The sequence below is a fragment of the Aneurinibacillus sp. REN35 genome, assembly GCF_041379945.2.
GTDB lineage: Bacteria > Bacillota > Bacilli > Aneurinibacillales > Aneurinibacillaceae > Aneurinibacillus.
Genome location: NZ_JBFTXJ020000016.1, coordinates 45,267 through 60,297 on the forward strand (window position 1 = coordinate 45,267; position 15,031 = coordinate 60,297).

20 protein-coding genes are annotated in these 15,031 nt (G+C 33.3%); 1 reads left to right on the forward strand and 19 read right to left on the reverse strand.

Annotation, left to right across the window (positions count from 1 at the left end; all coding sequences use genetic code 11):
- Positions 1–503: 503 nt before the first annotated feature.
- The 15 genes from AB3351_RS20730 to AB3351_RS20800 all read right to left on the reverse strand — a co-directional run bounded on the left by AB3351_RS20730 (position 504) and on the right by AB3351_RS20800 (position 10,130).
- Complete coding sequence (locus AB3351_RS20730) at positions 504–776, reverse strand: hypothetical protein (RefSeq protein WP_062686395.1); 273 nt, start codon at positions 774–776, stop codon at positions 504–506.
- 101 nt (positions 777–877) lie between these two features.
- Positions 878–1,060, reverse strand: a complete 183-nt coding sequence (locus AB3351_RS20735) for a hypothetical protein (protein ID WP_062686396.1) — start codon at positions 1,058–1,060, stop codon at positions 878–880.
- A 39-nt stretch (positions 1,061–1,099) separates the two neighbouring features.
- Positions 1,100–1,642 (reverse strand): hypothetical protein, encoded by a 543-nt coding sequence (locus AB3351_RS20740; protein WP_062686397.1) that lies wholly within the window; start codon positions 1,640–1,642, stop codon positions 1,100–1,102.
- 27 nt (positions 1,643–1,669) lie between these two features.
- Positions 1,670–2,104 carry a hypothetical protein gene (locus tag AB3351_RS20745; RefSeq protein ID WP_062686398.1) on the reverse strand — a complete coding sequence of 145 codons (435 nt, stop codon included), beginning with the start codon at positions 2,102–2,104 and terminating at the stop codon, positions 1,670–1,672.
- A complete protein-coding gene (locus AB3351_RS20750) occupies positions 2,091–2,381 on the reverse strand; it encodes a DUF2442 domain-containing protein (protein WP_062686399.1) in 291 nt (96 codons plus the stop codon). Before AB3351_RS20750 ends, AB3351_RS20745 begins: the two co-directional genes overlap by 14 nt.
- Positions 2,378–2,551: a hypothetical protein gene (locus AB3351_RS20755; protein WP_156413436.1), complete on the reverse strand. Its 174-nt coding sequence runs from the start codon at positions 2,549–2,551 to the stop codon at positions 2,378–2,380. The genes AB3351_RS20750 and AB3351_RS20755 overlap by 4 nt, the downstream gene beginning before the upstream one ends.
- A 280-nt stretch (positions 2,552–2,831) precedes the next feature.
- Complete coding sequence (locus AB3351_RS20760) at positions 2,832–3,287, reverse strand: hypothetical protein (protein WP_169187616.1); 456 nt, start codon at positions 3,285–3,287, stop codon at positions 2,832–2,834.
- A gap of 100 nt (positions 3,288–3,387) precedes the next feature.
- A complete protein-coding gene (locus tag AB3351_RS20765) occupies positions 3,388–4,293 on the reverse strand; it encodes a hypothetical protein (protein ID WP_062686401.1) in 906 nt (301 codons plus the stop codon).
- A gap of 91 nt (positions 4,294–4,384) precedes the next feature.
- The gene (locus AB3351_RS20770; RefSeq protein WP_062686402.1) at positions 4,385–5,131 is read right to left on the reverse strand and encodes a hypothetical protein; all 747 of its coding nucleotides are present in this window, start codon (positions 5,129–5,131) and stop codon (positions 4,385–4,387) included.
- 78 nt (positions 5,132–5,209) lie between these two features.
- A complete protein-coding gene (locus tag AB3351_RS20775) occupies positions 5,210–5,512 on the reverse strand; it encodes a hypothetical protein (protein ID WP_371149057.1) in 303 nt (100 codons plus the stop codon).
- A 36-nt stretch (positions 5,513–5,548) separates the two neighbouring features.
- Complete coding sequence (locus tag AB3351_RS20780) at positions 5,549–5,809, reverse strand: hypothetical protein (RefSeq protein WP_062686404.1); 261 nt, start codon at positions 5,807–5,809, stop codon at positions 5,549–5,551.
- Positions 5,800–6,108 carry a hypothetical protein gene (locus tag AB3351_RS20785; RefSeq protein WP_062686405.1) on the reverse strand — a complete coding sequence of 103 codons (309 nt, stop codon included), beginning with the start codon at positions 6,106–6,108 and terminating at the stop codon, positions 5,800–5,802. The genes AB3351_RS20780 and AB3351_RS20785 overlap by 10 nt, the downstream gene beginning before the upstream one ends.
- 472 nt (positions 6,109–6,580) lie before the next feature.
- On the reverse strand, positions 6,581–6,982 hold the full coding sequence (locus AB3351_RS20790) for a four helix bundle protein (RefSeq protein ID WP_062686406.1): 402 nt from the start codon (positions 6,980–6,982) through the stop codon (positions 6,581–6,583).
- 24 nt (positions 6,983–7,006) lie between these two features.
- Positions 7,007–7,300: a hypothetical protein gene (locus AB3351_RS20795; protein ID WP_062686407.1), complete on the reverse strand. Its 294-nt coding sequence runs from the start codon at positions 7,298–7,300 to the stop codon at positions 7,007–7,009.
- Between the two features lie 1,135 nt (positions 7,301–8,435).
- Positions 8,436–10,130, reverse strand: coding sequence for a DEAD/DEAH box helicase family protein (locus AB3351_RS20800; protein ID WP_062686408.1), 1,695 nt, complete (start codon positions 10,128–10,130; stop codon positions 8,436–8,438).
- An 896-nt stretch (positions 10,131–11,026) separates the two neighbouring features.
- Between AB3351_RS20800 and AB3351_RS20805 the strand changes: the two genes are divergently transcribed.
- Positions 11,027–11,230, forward strand: coding sequence for a hypothetical protein (locus tag AB3351_RS20805; protein WP_139109148.1), 204 nt, complete (start codon positions 11,027–11,029; stop codon positions 11,228–11,230).
- A 64-nt stretch (positions 11,231–11,294) separates the two neighbouring features.
- On the opposite strand, the gene AB3351_RS20810 is transcribed toward AB3351_RS20805, so the two are convergent.
- From AB3351_RS20810 to AB3351_RS20825, 4 genes are read right to left on the reverse strand one after another with little or no spacing between them, the layout of a single operon-like run.
- Entirely contained in the window at positions 11,295–12,104 is an 810-nt protein-coding gene (locus AB3351_RS20810; protein WP_062686410.1) for a hypothetical protein, read from the reverse strand.
- A 25-nt stretch (positions 12,105–12,129) separates the two neighbouring features.
- On the reverse strand, positions 12,130–12,885 hold the full coding sequence (locus AB3351_RS20815) for a TatD family hydrolase (RefSeq protein WP_062686411.1): 756 nt from the start codon (positions 12,883–12,885) through the stop codon (positions 12,130–12,132).
- A complete protein-coding gene (qatC, locus tag AB3351_RS20820; RefSeq protein ID WP_062686412.1) occupies positions 12,869–14,323 on the reverse strand; it encodes a Qat anti-phage system QueC-like protein QatC in 1,455 nt (484 codons plus the stop codon). Before qatC ends, AB3351_RS20815 begins: the two co-directional genes overlap by 17 nt.
- Positions 14,316–15,029 (reverse strand): hypothetical protein, encoded by a 714-nt coding sequence (locus AB3351_RS20825; protein WP_062686413.1) that lies wholly within the window; start codon positions 15,027–15,029, stop codon positions 14,316–14,318. Before AB3351_RS20825 ends, qatC begins: the two co-directional genes overlap by 8 nt.
- Positions 15,030–15,031: the final 2 nt, after the last annotated feature.

Consider the following 15,031-nt stretch of genomic DNA (forward strand, 5'->3'; position numbering starts at 1 on the left):
TATCTCAAGGGGTAACAAAACTCAAGCATAAATTGATTGAAAAATTCCAACATACACATCCAAAAGAAACCAAACTGATATTGCTATAACGTTCAAAGTTCACTCAGATTAGTAAGATAAACAGCATTACTGCTATCGTTCTTGTCTACAATAGAGTCCTTAGTAAAAATGTATTTGCTACTATCCAGTGTTTTCCTAATGCTTCTGAAATAGGTTTCTGCCTCTCTCCTTGTATAGAATATTTCTGTGTTCCCCATATTCCCCCAACACTCGACAGCCCAATTCTTTTCCATTTTTAATTTCATCCCTTTATTCCGAGTTTCTTCTATTATATATCTTATATTTTATAAATCTGGATTCATTTATACAAGACCCTTGTTCTTTAAACTGACCCTCACCTTCCTAAGTTATCATACCTCAATAAATATGAAGAAAATCTATTCAAATTACAGGCAAAAAGAAAAAAACTGCAATAATTAACTCGCAGTTCTTCTAAGGCTGTCCTAACCCAAGTTCTTCTTAATTCTTATTCCAATCCTTTTACTTAGTTTTATATTGATAATCAGACCTCCTATACACATCACACCAATCACACCAGTAAACAAACCCATCAAAAATGTCATTTCTTTTGTAATATAATCGCTAATATTTATTACCATAATAAGAATGATAAGGGCAAATATTGTTCTCCGATGGCTTTTCAATATTCTCATGCTCTTTTTATCATCTTCAAGATTACTATTTATTCGATGGACTGACCCTAACATATTTAGCACTTTCTCTGCCTCCTTTTTTGTCGTTGTATTTTATTATAGATTTAGCGAAGATATCTATAATCTAAAATAATGGAAACTGAAGGAGAATTACTAAGCCCTGATTAATCATCTTCTAATAGGGGATTTTTCTTATAAACTACAAATTGCTTTATCTCCTCTTCCGTTAAGTCTTCTACATCGACATTTTTCGATTTACAATACTCCAGCAATGCCCGAACTTTGACTTTATAATGTGATGGAACAGCATAGACACCATCATTAATATCAAAATCATCATCAAACATTATAAACACCTCCATTTACCCAGATATATTCTCAATACCTCAATCAATAAAACATTTAAAAGTTCCTGCAATTTTCCATTTCTTACTTGACTCTCTTATGTTATTTTCAATATATTTCAAGAATGCACCATATCCCTCCATATATATTTTGCCCTCAATAAAGAACACCAACATCGAGAATTCCACTCTTAACAAATCCCATGCTGACACCTTTACTTCGTCAGTAATAATATTGGATTGAAAACAAGGAAATCTCCCCTCTTCTGCCAGTTCAACTAACTCTTTTAATGATGATAATTCACCCATCATTTCCGAAGCCGATTCAAAACAATCTGTGTCCCATTGCTCTTGAGGACACATCGAATATTGATATTGCATAAATTCCTGCATTTGTTCTAAGGCTACCGTTTCTTTAATCTCAAAAATGACTTCTTCATGAGTTTCATTTATTTCGTACAAGGTAATATCTAAGTGTTTATTTAACTCATTTATCAATCCTTCTAATGTAACCTCTAACTTATCCAATCTTTTTTTATCAACTTCCAATCTATAACAAATTCCCATTTGCAGATATTGCCCCATTATTCTCCCTCTCCTTTACCTCTATCCTTACTTCCTGCCTTCTCCCTGTTCCTTTATATATTCAATCAACAACTTTTTCAGGTCCATCGATAAAATCTTAGAACTGCTTATTATTTCTTGGGGAGGTGTGTCTTCGATATCTCTCTTTGCAGATTCCAAACGATATTGATAAATCCTTCCCATTGATTCTTGGTCAAAAAATTCGTCATTTTCTACATAACTATCAAATTTATCTTTCACATATTCTACGAATTCCGACTGTTCCACTACCTCCACAGCTCGATGATAACAAATTCGACAGTGCTCTATAATTTTTGGCAATGGCAAATAACCCAAACAATTTACTGCTAATTGCATCCTGCTTTCATCAGATACTTTTGCTGAAATAATTTTTAAAGCCTCAACAAATCCAGCTTCAAAACCTTCATTATAACCAATTTTATATGGTTCAGTATCCCTCATGCTCTTCTCCACCTTCATTCCCAAATATATGGTCTATATTTACACTTTCCGAATATAAATGTTCAGGCTGAAAATCTACCCCATTTTCCCAAGCAACCGTACCCGCTACGTTGTCAACCATTGCTGTTCGGAACATATCAATATCATCACGTACTTCTTCTAATAATCCTTTATCATCTTTCAAAAATTGTTTAACATTTAAGAGTCGATATTCCTTGTTATTAAATTCCATAATTAAATGAAATGAGGTGGTTGCATAAACCGATGTTAATCTCATATTTTCTTCTCCCCTTTCCGTCTAAAGAATCTAAACTTCCTTTTATCCATTTCGTCTAATAAAACCAGAGCTTTTTTATGTTCCTTTAGAATCGGATGGCTAATATCAGCAACAGCCATCTTTTTCCCAAAATTCGGATTAACGCTCTTTTTATTTCTCTCGAATGCCATTAACTTCTCTCCTTCTTTTAATAGATTCTTTTTGGTTTTTAGTACTTTTTAGAAATTGCTTTACCTCCATAATACAAATACATAGCATTGAGCAAACTCTTAAGGCTTTTCTTCTCATTGTTTTTAGGCAAAACAAAAGACATCTTGCATATAGGCGAAATTTTCTTTTTTTTAAAAGAAAACTGCCTATTACAAAATGCCTCTAAAAATTAGCTTTACTAATAAATGAACCTCTATTATTTATAGAATATAGCTGGATTGAAGGAATTGCAACAAAACTTTAAACAAAATAATACATATCAGCATCAATCCCACCTGGCTCTTCTTGAGATGTAAAGAAAATATCATTTCCGTTTATATGACACTCCAAATGTTTAACTGCAATTGCATCGAAATTATAGAATTTTTCTGGAATGGTATATTGTTCATTCAAAAAATCTTTAAAGCAAATTTCTTCATCCGACCAAGACATTTCTTGCATGTCTTTCCCATCCATATAACCATTAAAACAAACCCAGATATAATTATCTTCATATTCGTTTCCATAATCTCTTGAAGAAAATTCTCTTCCGTCATATTCATGCAATTCTTCCTTTTTTGCAAACATGATTCTGGTTTTATCCGTAGCACATTCTTGTAAATGCTCCTTTACCCTGTCCACTAAGTTTTTTTGAAATGGACTCATTTCAAATCCCTTCTTTATTTTATAAGTTGATTGATTCGATACATTACTCATTTCTTTTCCTCCCATTTTTCATATTATTTTATTAAAAATACTTTATATTATAGATTTTTAGGCTTGGGATATAATCATTCAAATCTGTTCGGTTTACGTTTTACACCACTGCTTCTTCAAGAAAATCAGGGGTTAGTAAAATATACTCTTCAATCAAATCCTTCACCTTCATTAAGGTTTCATGGTCATTTATAACCTTATCAATATCAGATGAATCCTCATTATGAATAATCTTGCCATCTACTATTCTTAAATTCTCATATAGATATTTGGCATAGCAAATTTCTTTTCTATCATACGTTGCTTGAACAATGTTATTCTCAAGATACAGGTTAAATGATAGAACAAATTCGGCATCCGTTTTCTCGTTTTTCCAAGGGCGATGTTCATGGAGAAACTCTACCTTATTGTCCATAAGATTCTTTAGCCATTTTTGATGGTATTCGTCATAGGATTGAAGTTCTTCTTCATACCAACCATCAATATCTGGCTCTTTTTGCTTCCGATTATATCCCCGATATTTCCGAACTGACTTACCTTCAACAACTGTATGCCATTTGTTTTCATACCAATGCCCTTCAGTAAACCAGTTGATAATCCCCCTCGGATAATATCCTCTTGGAATAAAAATACTTTTGACAAGGTACTTTAACCATTCATGACCACCGTAAGATTTTTCATTTCTGTTCCAAGCTAATCCTAATCGGTCATCTGTTACTGTCCAAACACCCCATAATTCTGGCTGACCTGGTGGTGGACAATTATGGTCAATAACATATTTAGATTCAAACTCTCTTTGACTTTTGGGTTTCATATCTTGAACTCCGAAGAAAAATTCACCCCAATACCCTATTTCCGACTTTAAGGCAATTCCATCCTGTTCCAACTTATCCGCATCCCAACGCATTCTTCTTGTTTTTCCAAGCCCCTTAATAATGTTGTAAGTTTCATCATCCAGTGGCTTATCTAATTCAATTCTTCCTTCATAGTAAATGTTGTATCCCATTTTGTTTCCTCCTAATTTCATTATATTTAAAGTTATTTATCTTGAAATTTCCCAAGCATATTTTTTGTTAAATCACTAAGATGTGTTTTAGTTATCTATAATTATTTAAAAATGCAAAAGTAGATTCTACTGGAAAACCTAAGATTAAACCTACTATCATACAATCAATCATGTAGTTGGGATTGGCATAATCATAATCAAAGAAATCCTTGAATTCGCAATCAGTTATTTTTCTTAACTTAGTTGCATTGGATTCATTTAATTCAAACCCCATTTTTTCATTTAGAATTTGATAAGAACAAATAAGCTGTTCTATATCAAACAAATCTCCAATCTTACCTATATTTGCAAATCCCAACTCCACATAATCCTCTCTGAAATGAGGCATAATCTTATAATCCAGATTTCCTTCTACCATTTGAATAAATCTGTCTATCTTAGATTTTTCTACAACAATAAATCCCATTGGTTTTTGCTTCTTTAAGACGTACTCAATTAGCCTTTCGTTAGTATCAAACTGTTGTCCATCTGGTAAAGTAGCACCATACCCACCACAAAAATATAAATTGTCCCATCGATGCATAGGGCTGGAAAATGGTATATCAACAATTGGAAATCTGTATTTTGTTTGAAAATGTCCATTGTCTAAAGAAATAGCATGTCTCATATTCTTAAAGTCTCTGAAATAGAATCCTGACAACCCATAGCCATCCCGATTCTTATATCTTCCTATATCGGATGTATTGCTACTGACCCAAGAATGACCGCTAACAGGAAGCAAGTTACCTTTAATAATCCCTTCACCAATCTGATTCGATTTAACACATGTTTGATTCATTAAAGTTTTCCTCCTTGAACATATTTATTTACATAAGCCTTATTTTACTTTTAATTGAATCTATTCATTTTTATCGCTTCACTTGTTTAGGAAAGCCAACATGTGAGCTTCATCCACGACATCTAACACAAATGCCTCCTCTACTGAATATCTAACTTCTGTAAGTCCATATTCGTCTCCATAGACAAAAAGAATGAATTTAGTTTCTTCCTTTCCCAGACTAAAGAAACCATTTAATTTGTATTTTGAATTTAAAACTTCCACGACATCAAAAAGTCTATCAGCTCCTAATTTCACTCTTATATCTGGAATTTCCATTTGTGAATAAATATCATGGATAGCTTCTTTTACCGTTGCTTTTTCTCCCTTTCCTAACAACAAATCTTGAAGTTCTTCTTTAAGGTTTTCCAATATTTTTTAGTAAACTACGATTTCATACCACTTTTCATTTAGGTCCGAACCGACAGCAGTTCTGAAATATCTATCAATATCCGTACTACTAAAACGTAAAGACCTACCATTGCTTTTATGACATAATTCCACCGCCATTGCCTTTAGTCCCATTAGTTGAGCGGATGTAAGAGACTCAGCCTTTTTCGATATTTGCTCAATTGTTTCCATCGGAAAGGTTTTATAAAATCCCCTAAGAAAATCACTCTTTTGGTAAATCAAAAGCATGAGTTCCCTCCCTGGCTTTCCCCAATCCAGGCATATTCTTCATTTACTAAACAAACGAAAAGTAGCAATGCTTCTTCTGCAGTAAATAATCCCTCAACTTCTCTTTTAGCCATTTCTGTAAAATCATTGGCGTAACGCAAGATAGTATATAGTTTTTCTTCTACACCAAACTTCAGGTTGGATTCCTTATTGAAATCCAAATAGGTTTGTTGATTAAAACATTTAAGGTCTTTAATTTGTTCAATCAATGGTTTTTCCAAATAAACAGATATACCTTTTCCTTCATCTAAGTTACACATCACAATTCCCTCCAATTTTTCTATAATTTGATATGTGGTAATAAAAGTGCATCACCAACTCCGTATCACTCGGTAAGTGACAATACAAACGTGTTTTCGCTATCAAATTTTCAAGGAACGACAAAAAGACCGTATTTATTTTTTGCAAGAACACATAGGTAGACACAACCATAGGGAAAAAATCCTTTTGGATATAGTCAAAAAACCTATATGAAATTACAAGAAATAAATACGGCCTCTTACCGTCATCAGATAATAATACATTAATAAAAATGTATAAGTTAGTTTCAAAAAATCTTCTTTAGGCAACAAAACATTTGGCGTTGCCTATGTTCCTAATTTACACTCATATTTATTATATGTCAATAACTTTCTTATCGACTATTGTCTTACCAATTTATATGCTGGTGGAACTCTTTAGAGGAAGGCTCATTGAATTAACGTATGAGGACAAAATTTTAACAACTTTATATTAAGCAATTTCTCTCTTGACCTTTTTAATTAAAGCAATAAGCATCTTTATAATCTCGCAAATTTCCTTTTCCAACTGATGGTAGATTTCTAAACTCACATAACCGACCCGATAAATTAGCTCAATTTGTGCTCTTACCTCGTATGCAGAACCGTTCGCAATTGCGTAGAAGTGCAACATCTGATTAGGAAAGAGACCTGCATAACCTTGTCCCTCAGCGAGATTACTTGAAATCGACACCGATGACCTCTCGATTTGCGACCTTAGACCGTATTGTTCGTGTTGCGGAAAACTCTTTGTCAGCGAGTAGATTTTTTCCGTTAATGACACTGCCTTGTTCCAAACATCTAATTGTTTGAAGTCCCTTGCGAAAATGTCCTGTCCGTTCATATCCTTTTTCACTTTTTCTCTCCTCCTTCTTTTCTATTAAGCAGTTCTATATAAGTTTTCGAGGCTTCTAATATCGTCTACTGTGTTTAAATGCAAATACTCCTTTGTTGCGATAATTATGCTGTATCTAATTTCCGCTAACTTAAATCGCATTTCTTCCAGTTCAGCAACGCTAATATCTAAAAAGCACGTTTCTAATAAGGATTCTTTTAACTCGTTTACTTTTTCCTGCATTTGCTCCAGCTCTTCAATCGCCAGTGGTTGTAATGAATGGAGAAACAGCGTTCTTTCCAGTTGGTCGATGGCTATTTTAATTTGTTCGGTGGTCACTATATCGTCTTCTCCTTTCTATCAATTACCTCTTATGTAATACCAGTTTATCAATTTACAAGTTTTTTTAGGGGCAAAAATGGTTCTATGAGGTTCTACTATTGTTCTCCATTTTCAAAAACACCGTTCCTATAAAAATATGGTTCAAACGCTATTTTACTGGAATAAATTGTATCTCAAGTCCTTTATTTGATTAAAGTAGTGGAATGTTGTTTTGCACATTCGTATGATGAAGAACTTGGATTGAATTATGTCCAAATGCTCTAACGAAAAAAGTTGTGTATGCTGTCTTCTTGTATAAAGGAGATTAACTAAAAAACAACTTTTGAGATATTCCACATAATTGATATTCCTACATAAAGGTGAAGATGAAATATTCATTGCCATTACAATACAATGTGCCAATAGCACAAAAATAATCCTATTCTTTCAAAAAATCTAAGGTCTTTAATAAAAACAATGAACTTTTACATAAAAGCCTTCGCTTATCTATTAAAATGTCAAAAGACTATTTTCAAAAAGGTACTACATCAAAGCTGATACATTAACAATCCAGAATATCTTAGAACTAAACAAAACAATCAATATAATGTATTATTTCATTTGCACAATAGACGGATATCCAACATTAGCATTTTCATCTTGTCAATGAATAATAGGTTAGCTAAAATAGCTCTTTTGTTACCAAAAGAACCGAAGCCATCTATTCAAAATGCCATAGTACAAATAAAACAACCAATAACAAACAACTATAGCCAAAACATTCAATAGATTTTGGTATAACATCAATACCATATGCTTATGCAAAGGAACTGTATGATACAAAGCAAATGGATAATAGCACTTCTGACTTTTTAAAGTTGTTGTTTTTCTTTATCCATTTGGCTTTATGTAAAAGTTGGGGTTTTATTTTATACCATCCAGTGTTTGCATTAATAAGGTGTACTATAATCACAGATGTGACTGGAATATCTATAAACAATTTTCCCTACCATCTGTTCATTGCATAAAGATACCTATAGTTTAATGGATGCTAATGATATTCCCCCTGGCTCTTCAGCAAACGAATGTGCAATATAACTATTTATGAGTTAACAGAAAAAGGATGCCTGTAAAGACATCCAGTAATTGGTTATTATTTAAAAATGAGCTTTTGACCTTGGTTTTCGATATGATTTGCTTGTAAAAAGGAATCCAGCGTTTTTAATATTTTTGCAAATAAGTGTTTATCCAGAATACCTACTTGTTCTCTAAGCTCCTTCTTCCTGATGCTACATGCTATCTTTGCATTAGCCACAAGAGCTTCCTGAACTAACAATACCTTCTTATCAAATGTGGATTGTTCCTTCGGCTTTCTATCAGATTTCTTCTGTTTGCTTTCTACGGTCAATTTTTGGCTTACGTATTGCACATTTTGCAATTGATTTAATACAATATCTACCGCTTCTTTATTACTGCAAAAAAGATAAATGTCGGCACGTTTTGATAAATCTCTATTAATCCTTTTAATCGCTTGATAAATCTCCCCAGCTACTACCGATTTTCTAATCGCTTCCACTTCTTCATGTTCAAATACTCGAATATCCCCGACTGCTTTTCCACTTAACTTTTGCAAATATACAAACTGCATTGAATAGTCAATATATGAATAATTCGGGGTTTTAAGTATTACTACCTTATCAAAACCCCTGAAATCATTGCGGCCTATAATATTGCCAAAATACTCCACCTCTATTTTTACATTAAGAAACTCCTCTATTTCTTCCAAACTATCACCCATTTGAGCGAATTTCAGCAACAAGGCATCCTTAACTCTGTCCACACTATCTTTTTCGGTTACGAATAAAATCTGACTGCCATTGCTAAATTCAACTCTTTCAAGGGATTCCTGGAAAAAACTTATGTATTTGTCTAAGTTCCCTTTCCCTGTTTTGACTTCAAAATGATGGAAGTTTGTTTGGGAATAATCAAATATTGAGGGCTGGTTTTGGATGGAGAATAGCTCTTTAAATATTGAATAAGTTTCATCGAAGTTTCCGTTCGCATCTAACACAACGTTATTTTCCAGCATTAGGTAGCTTATTGCCTCGAACGTGTGAAACTGATTTTCAAAAAACAGTCCACCATTTTTTATAAGATTCTTCACCTTTAACAGTAACATCTTATGATTCTTGTCTGTAACCACGCCAATCAGTTCATTGAGTGCGGTTTGATATTTTAAGAAGCAATCAACCTTAAAACCAATCGAAAACATTTCCTGCTTACTCACAGAGCCAATTAATGGTGAATAATGATAAAACTTTTCTTTTAAAATTCCCGCTAATTCTTCCATCAATTTGCCTTGTTTATACAGGTCAAAACTTCCCCAAAGGTTGCCGATATCTTCAATGGAAATGCTTATTCTCTCTACTAAATCCATTCGTTCATCAATAACTAAAATTTGCCGATTGTCAATTAATTCTGGGTGCAATCCCCGACAAAATTGTTTATACATTGAATGACTGCAGACAAGTATTTGTGCTTCCATAACCTTTTTTAATTTCCTTTTAGACTTGTTATCTTCGCCAGTAATCCCAACAGCAACTTCCTTTCCAGCAAATTCGTTGATACGAGCAACTGTTGCCTCAAGTTGATTGTCTTTTACAAATCGTTGTACATATAAAGCTCGGTAATCATTTTGCTTGGTCATTTCACCTAAAAACCTTTGCGACTCTCTTGACTTTCCACTACCAGCTTCAAACGGATAAACTATGAATTGGTCCCTTCTCCATAATTCCTTATTGGTAATTTGTTGTCTTAGTTGTTCAAAATCATAAGTTGATTTATTCATTCACTTTGCCTCCTTGATTAAATTTGATTTTATTAAATCAAATAAACAAGAGGCATTATATAGATTATCTGCTCTACCCTGTTTTACCTAATATTTCACAAAACGACAGCTATTTCATTACTTTAAAAAGAGATGTTTAACCTCAAATTGAAATTTTTGGTATTTGGGGATTTTCGGTTACAACTGGTCTTCACGTAATAATATATTTTGTTTAAAGGTAGATAGATGTTCTTCTAAACTGTTTTTAGTTTCTATAGAACTTAGATATAATAACTTAATCGCATACTGGCGATTCAAATGTAAAAGTTATCCTTTACATTGTAGTGACGACAATTTTAATAGATGATGTGTTCCCCCAAAAAGGATTTGAGGTTTCGTTAGATGATGATTTTTTCCATCTCTGTTTTCATAAGAATGATAGATTTAGTTCTTTCCTTTACAGCTTGGCTGTTGATAAAAGTTATCTTTTTTTACAATTACACCTTAGATTCTTCAAAATAAATCGGGGTTTTTAGAATAGTCCTTTGACATTTCTAATTGACCCATTTGTGCAATGTTCAATAAAAAATTGCAGATATTTTTTTGGACTATATAGGTTTATGTATTCCGAAAGTTATGAAGTCTGTTTTTCCTTACAGCTACAAGGGATTGATATGTTTAAAAGTCGAAAAACAACCTCACTTTCATTTCTTGCTTTTCTCCCCTCATTTCCGCAAATAAAGTTTCATTTCAAACCACTTTTGATTAGCTCTCACTCTGAGTTAGACGCTATCAAACCAGGAAAAGGCAGTATCAAGGAAAAAAACTTGCTATAATAAATGTGGTGAAAGGGTTAGATAAAATTCAAGGAAGGAGAGGTAGCTAATGCTCGTAAAAGCAAGGGATTGAAAGCTGGAATGAAAATTGAATTGGAAATGATGGCTTCCTATCATGCCAGGAAGAATAAGGTGACTAAAGTGGTGGAAATCGAAGAAGACGTTTTTTATTCAGAGGGAGATAAAGAGATAATAGTTGATTTTATTGAATGGGAAACGAAAAAGGGTGGGGTCATTATGCTCAATCCATTGAAGGAGAATAAACTGGTTCAGGGAGGGGCTTAGGGCTTCATCTGTCTCTTTTCAAAATTGAAATAGACAACTAAAGCCCCAATCCTATCACTGTTGATTATTGAACTTCCGAATTAGGCTGTTCAACGTCATCAAAATTTATATCAAGTGTTTCTACATAATGAACGATAGTCTCAACGCTTTTGTAAATATTTGTTTCACGCAAAGGGGTATCACTCATTGCCCAAGCAAGAAATAGTTGACCAAGAACCGTCAGAACTGGTAATAGAACCTTTTTCCAAGTGCTTACTTCTTCTTCATTTAAATTTCCACTTTGAGCTTCGGCATCTGTAACATTTACAATAATATTGATTTTAAGAGCCATATCGAAAAAGTGTGGCCGCTTAATTTTCACTTGAATATCTTCTTCATGTAGTTCCTCTATTTCTTCTACATCATCCTCTGTATCATGAATATATTCACTTAGATTTTCCACAAAGGAACTGTTGATTGCAGAAGATATTTGATTAAAAAAGGGAGCAAATTGGGAAGCACTTGAGAAAGCTAAACCTTGGTTGCTCAAACCTGCTACAGCACTTGCCATTTGAGAAAAGTCATGACGTGGAATATTAGCCATTGTGTGCATAGGATAATTTATTAAATGAGCAACCACACCACTGTTCATCAATTCTAAGATATTGGACTGCTTATAAATAGCAAATGCATCACTATTCATTAGTGCACTTGACATTGTATTTGCTTTTTCAAACGCACTTGCATGTTCCATATAACTTGCAACAACACTACTATTCGCCATTTTATTGGCTAACTCACTGGCTCTGGTCATACGATTTATCATTTCTTGATTCCTATTTATTTGATTCATCATCTTTTGCCATTTTCGTAAATGCTTAAATGAATCATCCATTACTGTTCACCACTTTCAAATATCCTTATTTGAAATCATTTCTTAATCCATACTGTTTTTGCTCAATTAACAGTCTTTTTAAATTACTTAATACAATAGAGCTAAAGTTTTTTATCTGGAGCTTTTCTTCAAACTCCTCGTAGATTACAGGTAAGTTATATGATTTTCCTTTTATATCAGATTTTCCAAAAGGAGCATCAGTTTCAATAAGCAACTTATCCAAAGGTACAGCTTTTATGATGTTTAGACCCTTTATTGAGGTAAGCATTGAATAGTTTACGGATAAGTAATACCCATTTCTAATGATTTCTTCTAAAAGGGTTTTACTGCCAGAATACCAGTGAAATACTGCAAACTTAACCCTATTATCTATTAAAATTTCTAAGGCGTCTTTCTCAGCCATTCTGGAATGTATCGACATTATCTTGTTTGTCTCTCCTGCTCTTTTACAAATGTATTGAAATGCTCTTTGTTGTTCTGTTTTAGTTGCTATAAATTCTTTAGAATAATCTAAACCAACCTCACCAATATATTTAGTATGAGGAAGCCATTTATCAAACAGCCTCATGTTGAATTGATGCGTCTTTGCTAATTGTGGGTTGTAACCCAAACCTATCTTCACATACTTATTATCAGGAAATTCCCTCTTACACTTCTCAAATATTTCAGGTAAATTCGTAACAAAAAGAGCATACGTTTTGTTATGATTAAAGTAATCATACATTTCTCTATAATTTTTGTAATAATCTATATGAATATGAAAATCAACTAAGCTGGGCATCTTCTATTAAATCCTTTAGCCCCAAATATTCTATTAAACCGCCTCCACTTTGTGCATCTTCAAACTTCAACATTTCTAATAATTCATTCATAGATTTATGATACAACCGCTCGTAGGAAGTAATTTCATCCATAGATAATGGACCTTGCCGAACCAAAAGCGTTCTAATGTATTCCTTATCATCTTTATGTTTGAAATATCTCCTTAAGCTAAAAAGCACCGCCTTTAAATCACTTGCCCTGCCTTGCAATTTGCTATATTGGGTTAAAAACTTGCTATTTAATTTATATACCGAATTATAAACAGTGTTATCCTTACCGATTGCTAAGAATGAGGCTCTTCTAATAAGACAAGGGTAACAATATCCACAATTACAAGGAATCTCAATACTTTTATCGTATTTTCTATCGTATCTTGATAAACAAGGGTGGGAACATGAAAGAGTTCTATGTGCATTATTTTGAAAAACAAGTTTCTCAGTATGCTCTGCTACAATTTCTCCTTTAGATTTATCCCAATAAAAATTCTTGATTGTATGATTTAACCCGACCAATTGCAGGATTTGATTCAGTGTTTTCAAAAAGATAGGGTGGGTCGTTCTCGTACTACAACTTCCACTTCTGCTATCAGTTAAAGGAACATTAATGCCAATAAATCCGTTCTCTGGAATAAACACGGGCGTTCCTTCTCCTATTATCGATGCAATCGCAACTGCTCCAGCTAAAAATAAAAATGACCTGCTTCTACTTGAACTCTCAGCACCCAATCTACCCTTTTCTCCATTCCATTGAATCGGAGCTAAGGGATTCGCATTAAATAAAATTAGCTCTTTGTTTATCGCAGGATATGCCTTATCAATCTCATTAAAAAGTTCGTGCTGTCTGCTTGTCAAAAGATTGTATTCCCTGAACCCTACAAAACATGTGTTTTTTTGTTTTTCAGATAAGGTTAAAGCTCCGCAGAATGAGTCCAAACCACCAGAAAATAGACTTACTGAATCATATTTTTGTTTGTCGATAAGTTTATACTTTGTATTTTTCTTATTAGACCTAAACTTGCTTGTTGATTGTCTGAATTCAAATGTCCAGTTATCGCCACTTAAAAATCTAAGAGTTTTTTCCAGTTCATTTTTTACTACAGTCCATTTTTCTACTTCAAGAACAGGCAAGTGGAGTTTAATACGTCTTGTCCAATTATCAGTTGATTTTTTTCGAGGTATTCTTTTATCTGCACAAAAAACACTAATGGCTATTACCAACAAGTCCTCACTAATATCCGATAGAGATTGACATCCAAATCTTCTCCATAGTTGTTCTGCATCAGTCTTAACATTTGATTTGTTGTTCTTATCGAAAAGATTAAACACTAAAAGATTTTCAGTTTGGTTTCCGCTATTTGCTAAATCATCATCTTGCTTGTTAATCCATATGTTAAACAAGTGTCTCACTCCAAACAGATAATATTTCAAATGCCTTGTTACATTTCTCTGTAATAATTTGATTGCCTTGCTGTCCATTCCAGTCAACTTTTTGAATGTCCACTATTGTAAACTCAGACTCTAAGGATGTACGAATATACGTCTTTACACTTTTTTCTGCAATATCATATTTATCCAATTTGTCAAACATTGTAAGTATTTTCTCCGCAAAATTAGCAAAGAAACAGTTTTGGATAAATTTTATAATGAATTCCCTAATGAATTCACCAGTATTAATCGAACCAATTATATTATTATAATCATCTTCATCTTCAGCACTTTTTAATAGTTCACGCATAAGCTCACTCATACTTTGCTGAGCAACGCTACCGTAAAAATCACTTCCGCTATCATTAAAATATTCTAAGAGACCTGAACGAAGGCCTTCTGAAGATTGACCTCGCAAATGCGATAGCCCAACCTTCTCTAAAGCCTCGAAAAATCCATAACTCTTAACAGCTTCAATAAAATTAACTGCCTTTGTTCCTATTTTAGCAACTGAACCTGAATAAGATTTTCCTCCATCACCCATTGCCTTTGAAAAACTTGAAACTGCTTTACCTATTGAAGATGGGGTAAATCCATTTTTCACCATACCCGTTACATCTCTTTTAGCTTCTGGCCATAAATATCCTGTTGGCGGTAAATATCCTTTAGATGTTCCCATTC

Bases quoted from the DNA above. Each gene is read 5' to 3' on its own strand.
- AB3351_RS20735 (WP_062686396.1), bottom strand. From the start codon at position 1,060: ATGTTTGATGATGATTTTGATATTAATGATGGTGTCTATGCTGTTCCA.
- AB3351_RS20740 (WP_062686397.1), bottom strand. From the start codon at position 1,642: ATGGGGCAATATCTGCAAATGGGAATTTGTTATAGATTGGAAGTTGAT.
- AB3351_RS20745 (WP_062686398.1), bottom strand. From the start codon at position 2,104: ATGAGGGATACTGAACCATATAAAATTGGTTATAATGAAGGTTTTGAA.
- AB3351_RS20750 (WP_062686399.1), bottom strand. From the start codon at position 2,381: ATGAGATTAACATCGGTTTATGCAACCACCTCATTTCATTTAATTATG.
- AB3351_RS20755 (WP_156413436.1), bottom strand. From the start codon at position 2,551: ATGGCATTCGAGAGAAATAAAAAGAGCGTTAATCCGAATTTTGGGAAA.
- AB3351_RS20760 (WP_169187616.1), bottom strand. From the start codon at position 3,287: ATGAGTAATGTATCGAATCAATCAACTTATAAAATAAAGAAGGGATTT.
- AB3351_RS20765 (WP_062686401.1), bottom strand. From the start codon at position 4,293: ATGGGATACAACATTTACTATGAAGGAAGAATTGAATTAGATAAGCCA.
- AB3351_RS20770 (WP_062686402.1), bottom strand. From the start codon at position 5,131: ATGAATCAAACATGTGTTAAATCGAATCAGATTGGTGAAGGGATTATT.
- AB3351_RS20780 (WP_062686404.1), bottom strand. From the start codon at position 5,809: ATGCTTTTGATTTACCAAAAGAGTGATTTTCTTAGGGGATTTTATAAA.
- AB3351_RS20785 (WP_062686405.1), bottom strand. From the start codon at position 6,108: ATGTGTAACTTAGATGAAGGAAAAGGTATATCTGTTTATTTGGAAAAA.
- AB3351_RS20800 (WP_062686408.1), bottom strand. From the start codon at position 10,130: ATGAATAAATCAACTTATGATTTTGAACAACTAAGACAACAAATTACC.
- AB3351_RS20805 (WP_139109148.1), top strand. From the start codon at position 11,027: ATGAAAATTGAATTGGAAATGATGGCTTCCTATCATGCCAGGAAGAAT.
- AB3351_RS20810 (WP_062686410.1), bottom strand. From the start codon at position 12,104: ATGGATGATTCATTTAAGCATTTACGAAAATGGCAAAAGATGATGAAT.
- AB3351_RS20815 (WP_062686411.1), bottom strand. From the start codon at position 12,885: ATGCCCAGCTTAGTTGATTTTCATATTCATATAGATTATTACAAAAAT.
- AB3351_RS20825 (WP_062686413.1), bottom strand. From the start codon at position 15,029: ATGGGAACATCTAAAGGATATTTACCGCCAACAGGATATTTATGGCCA.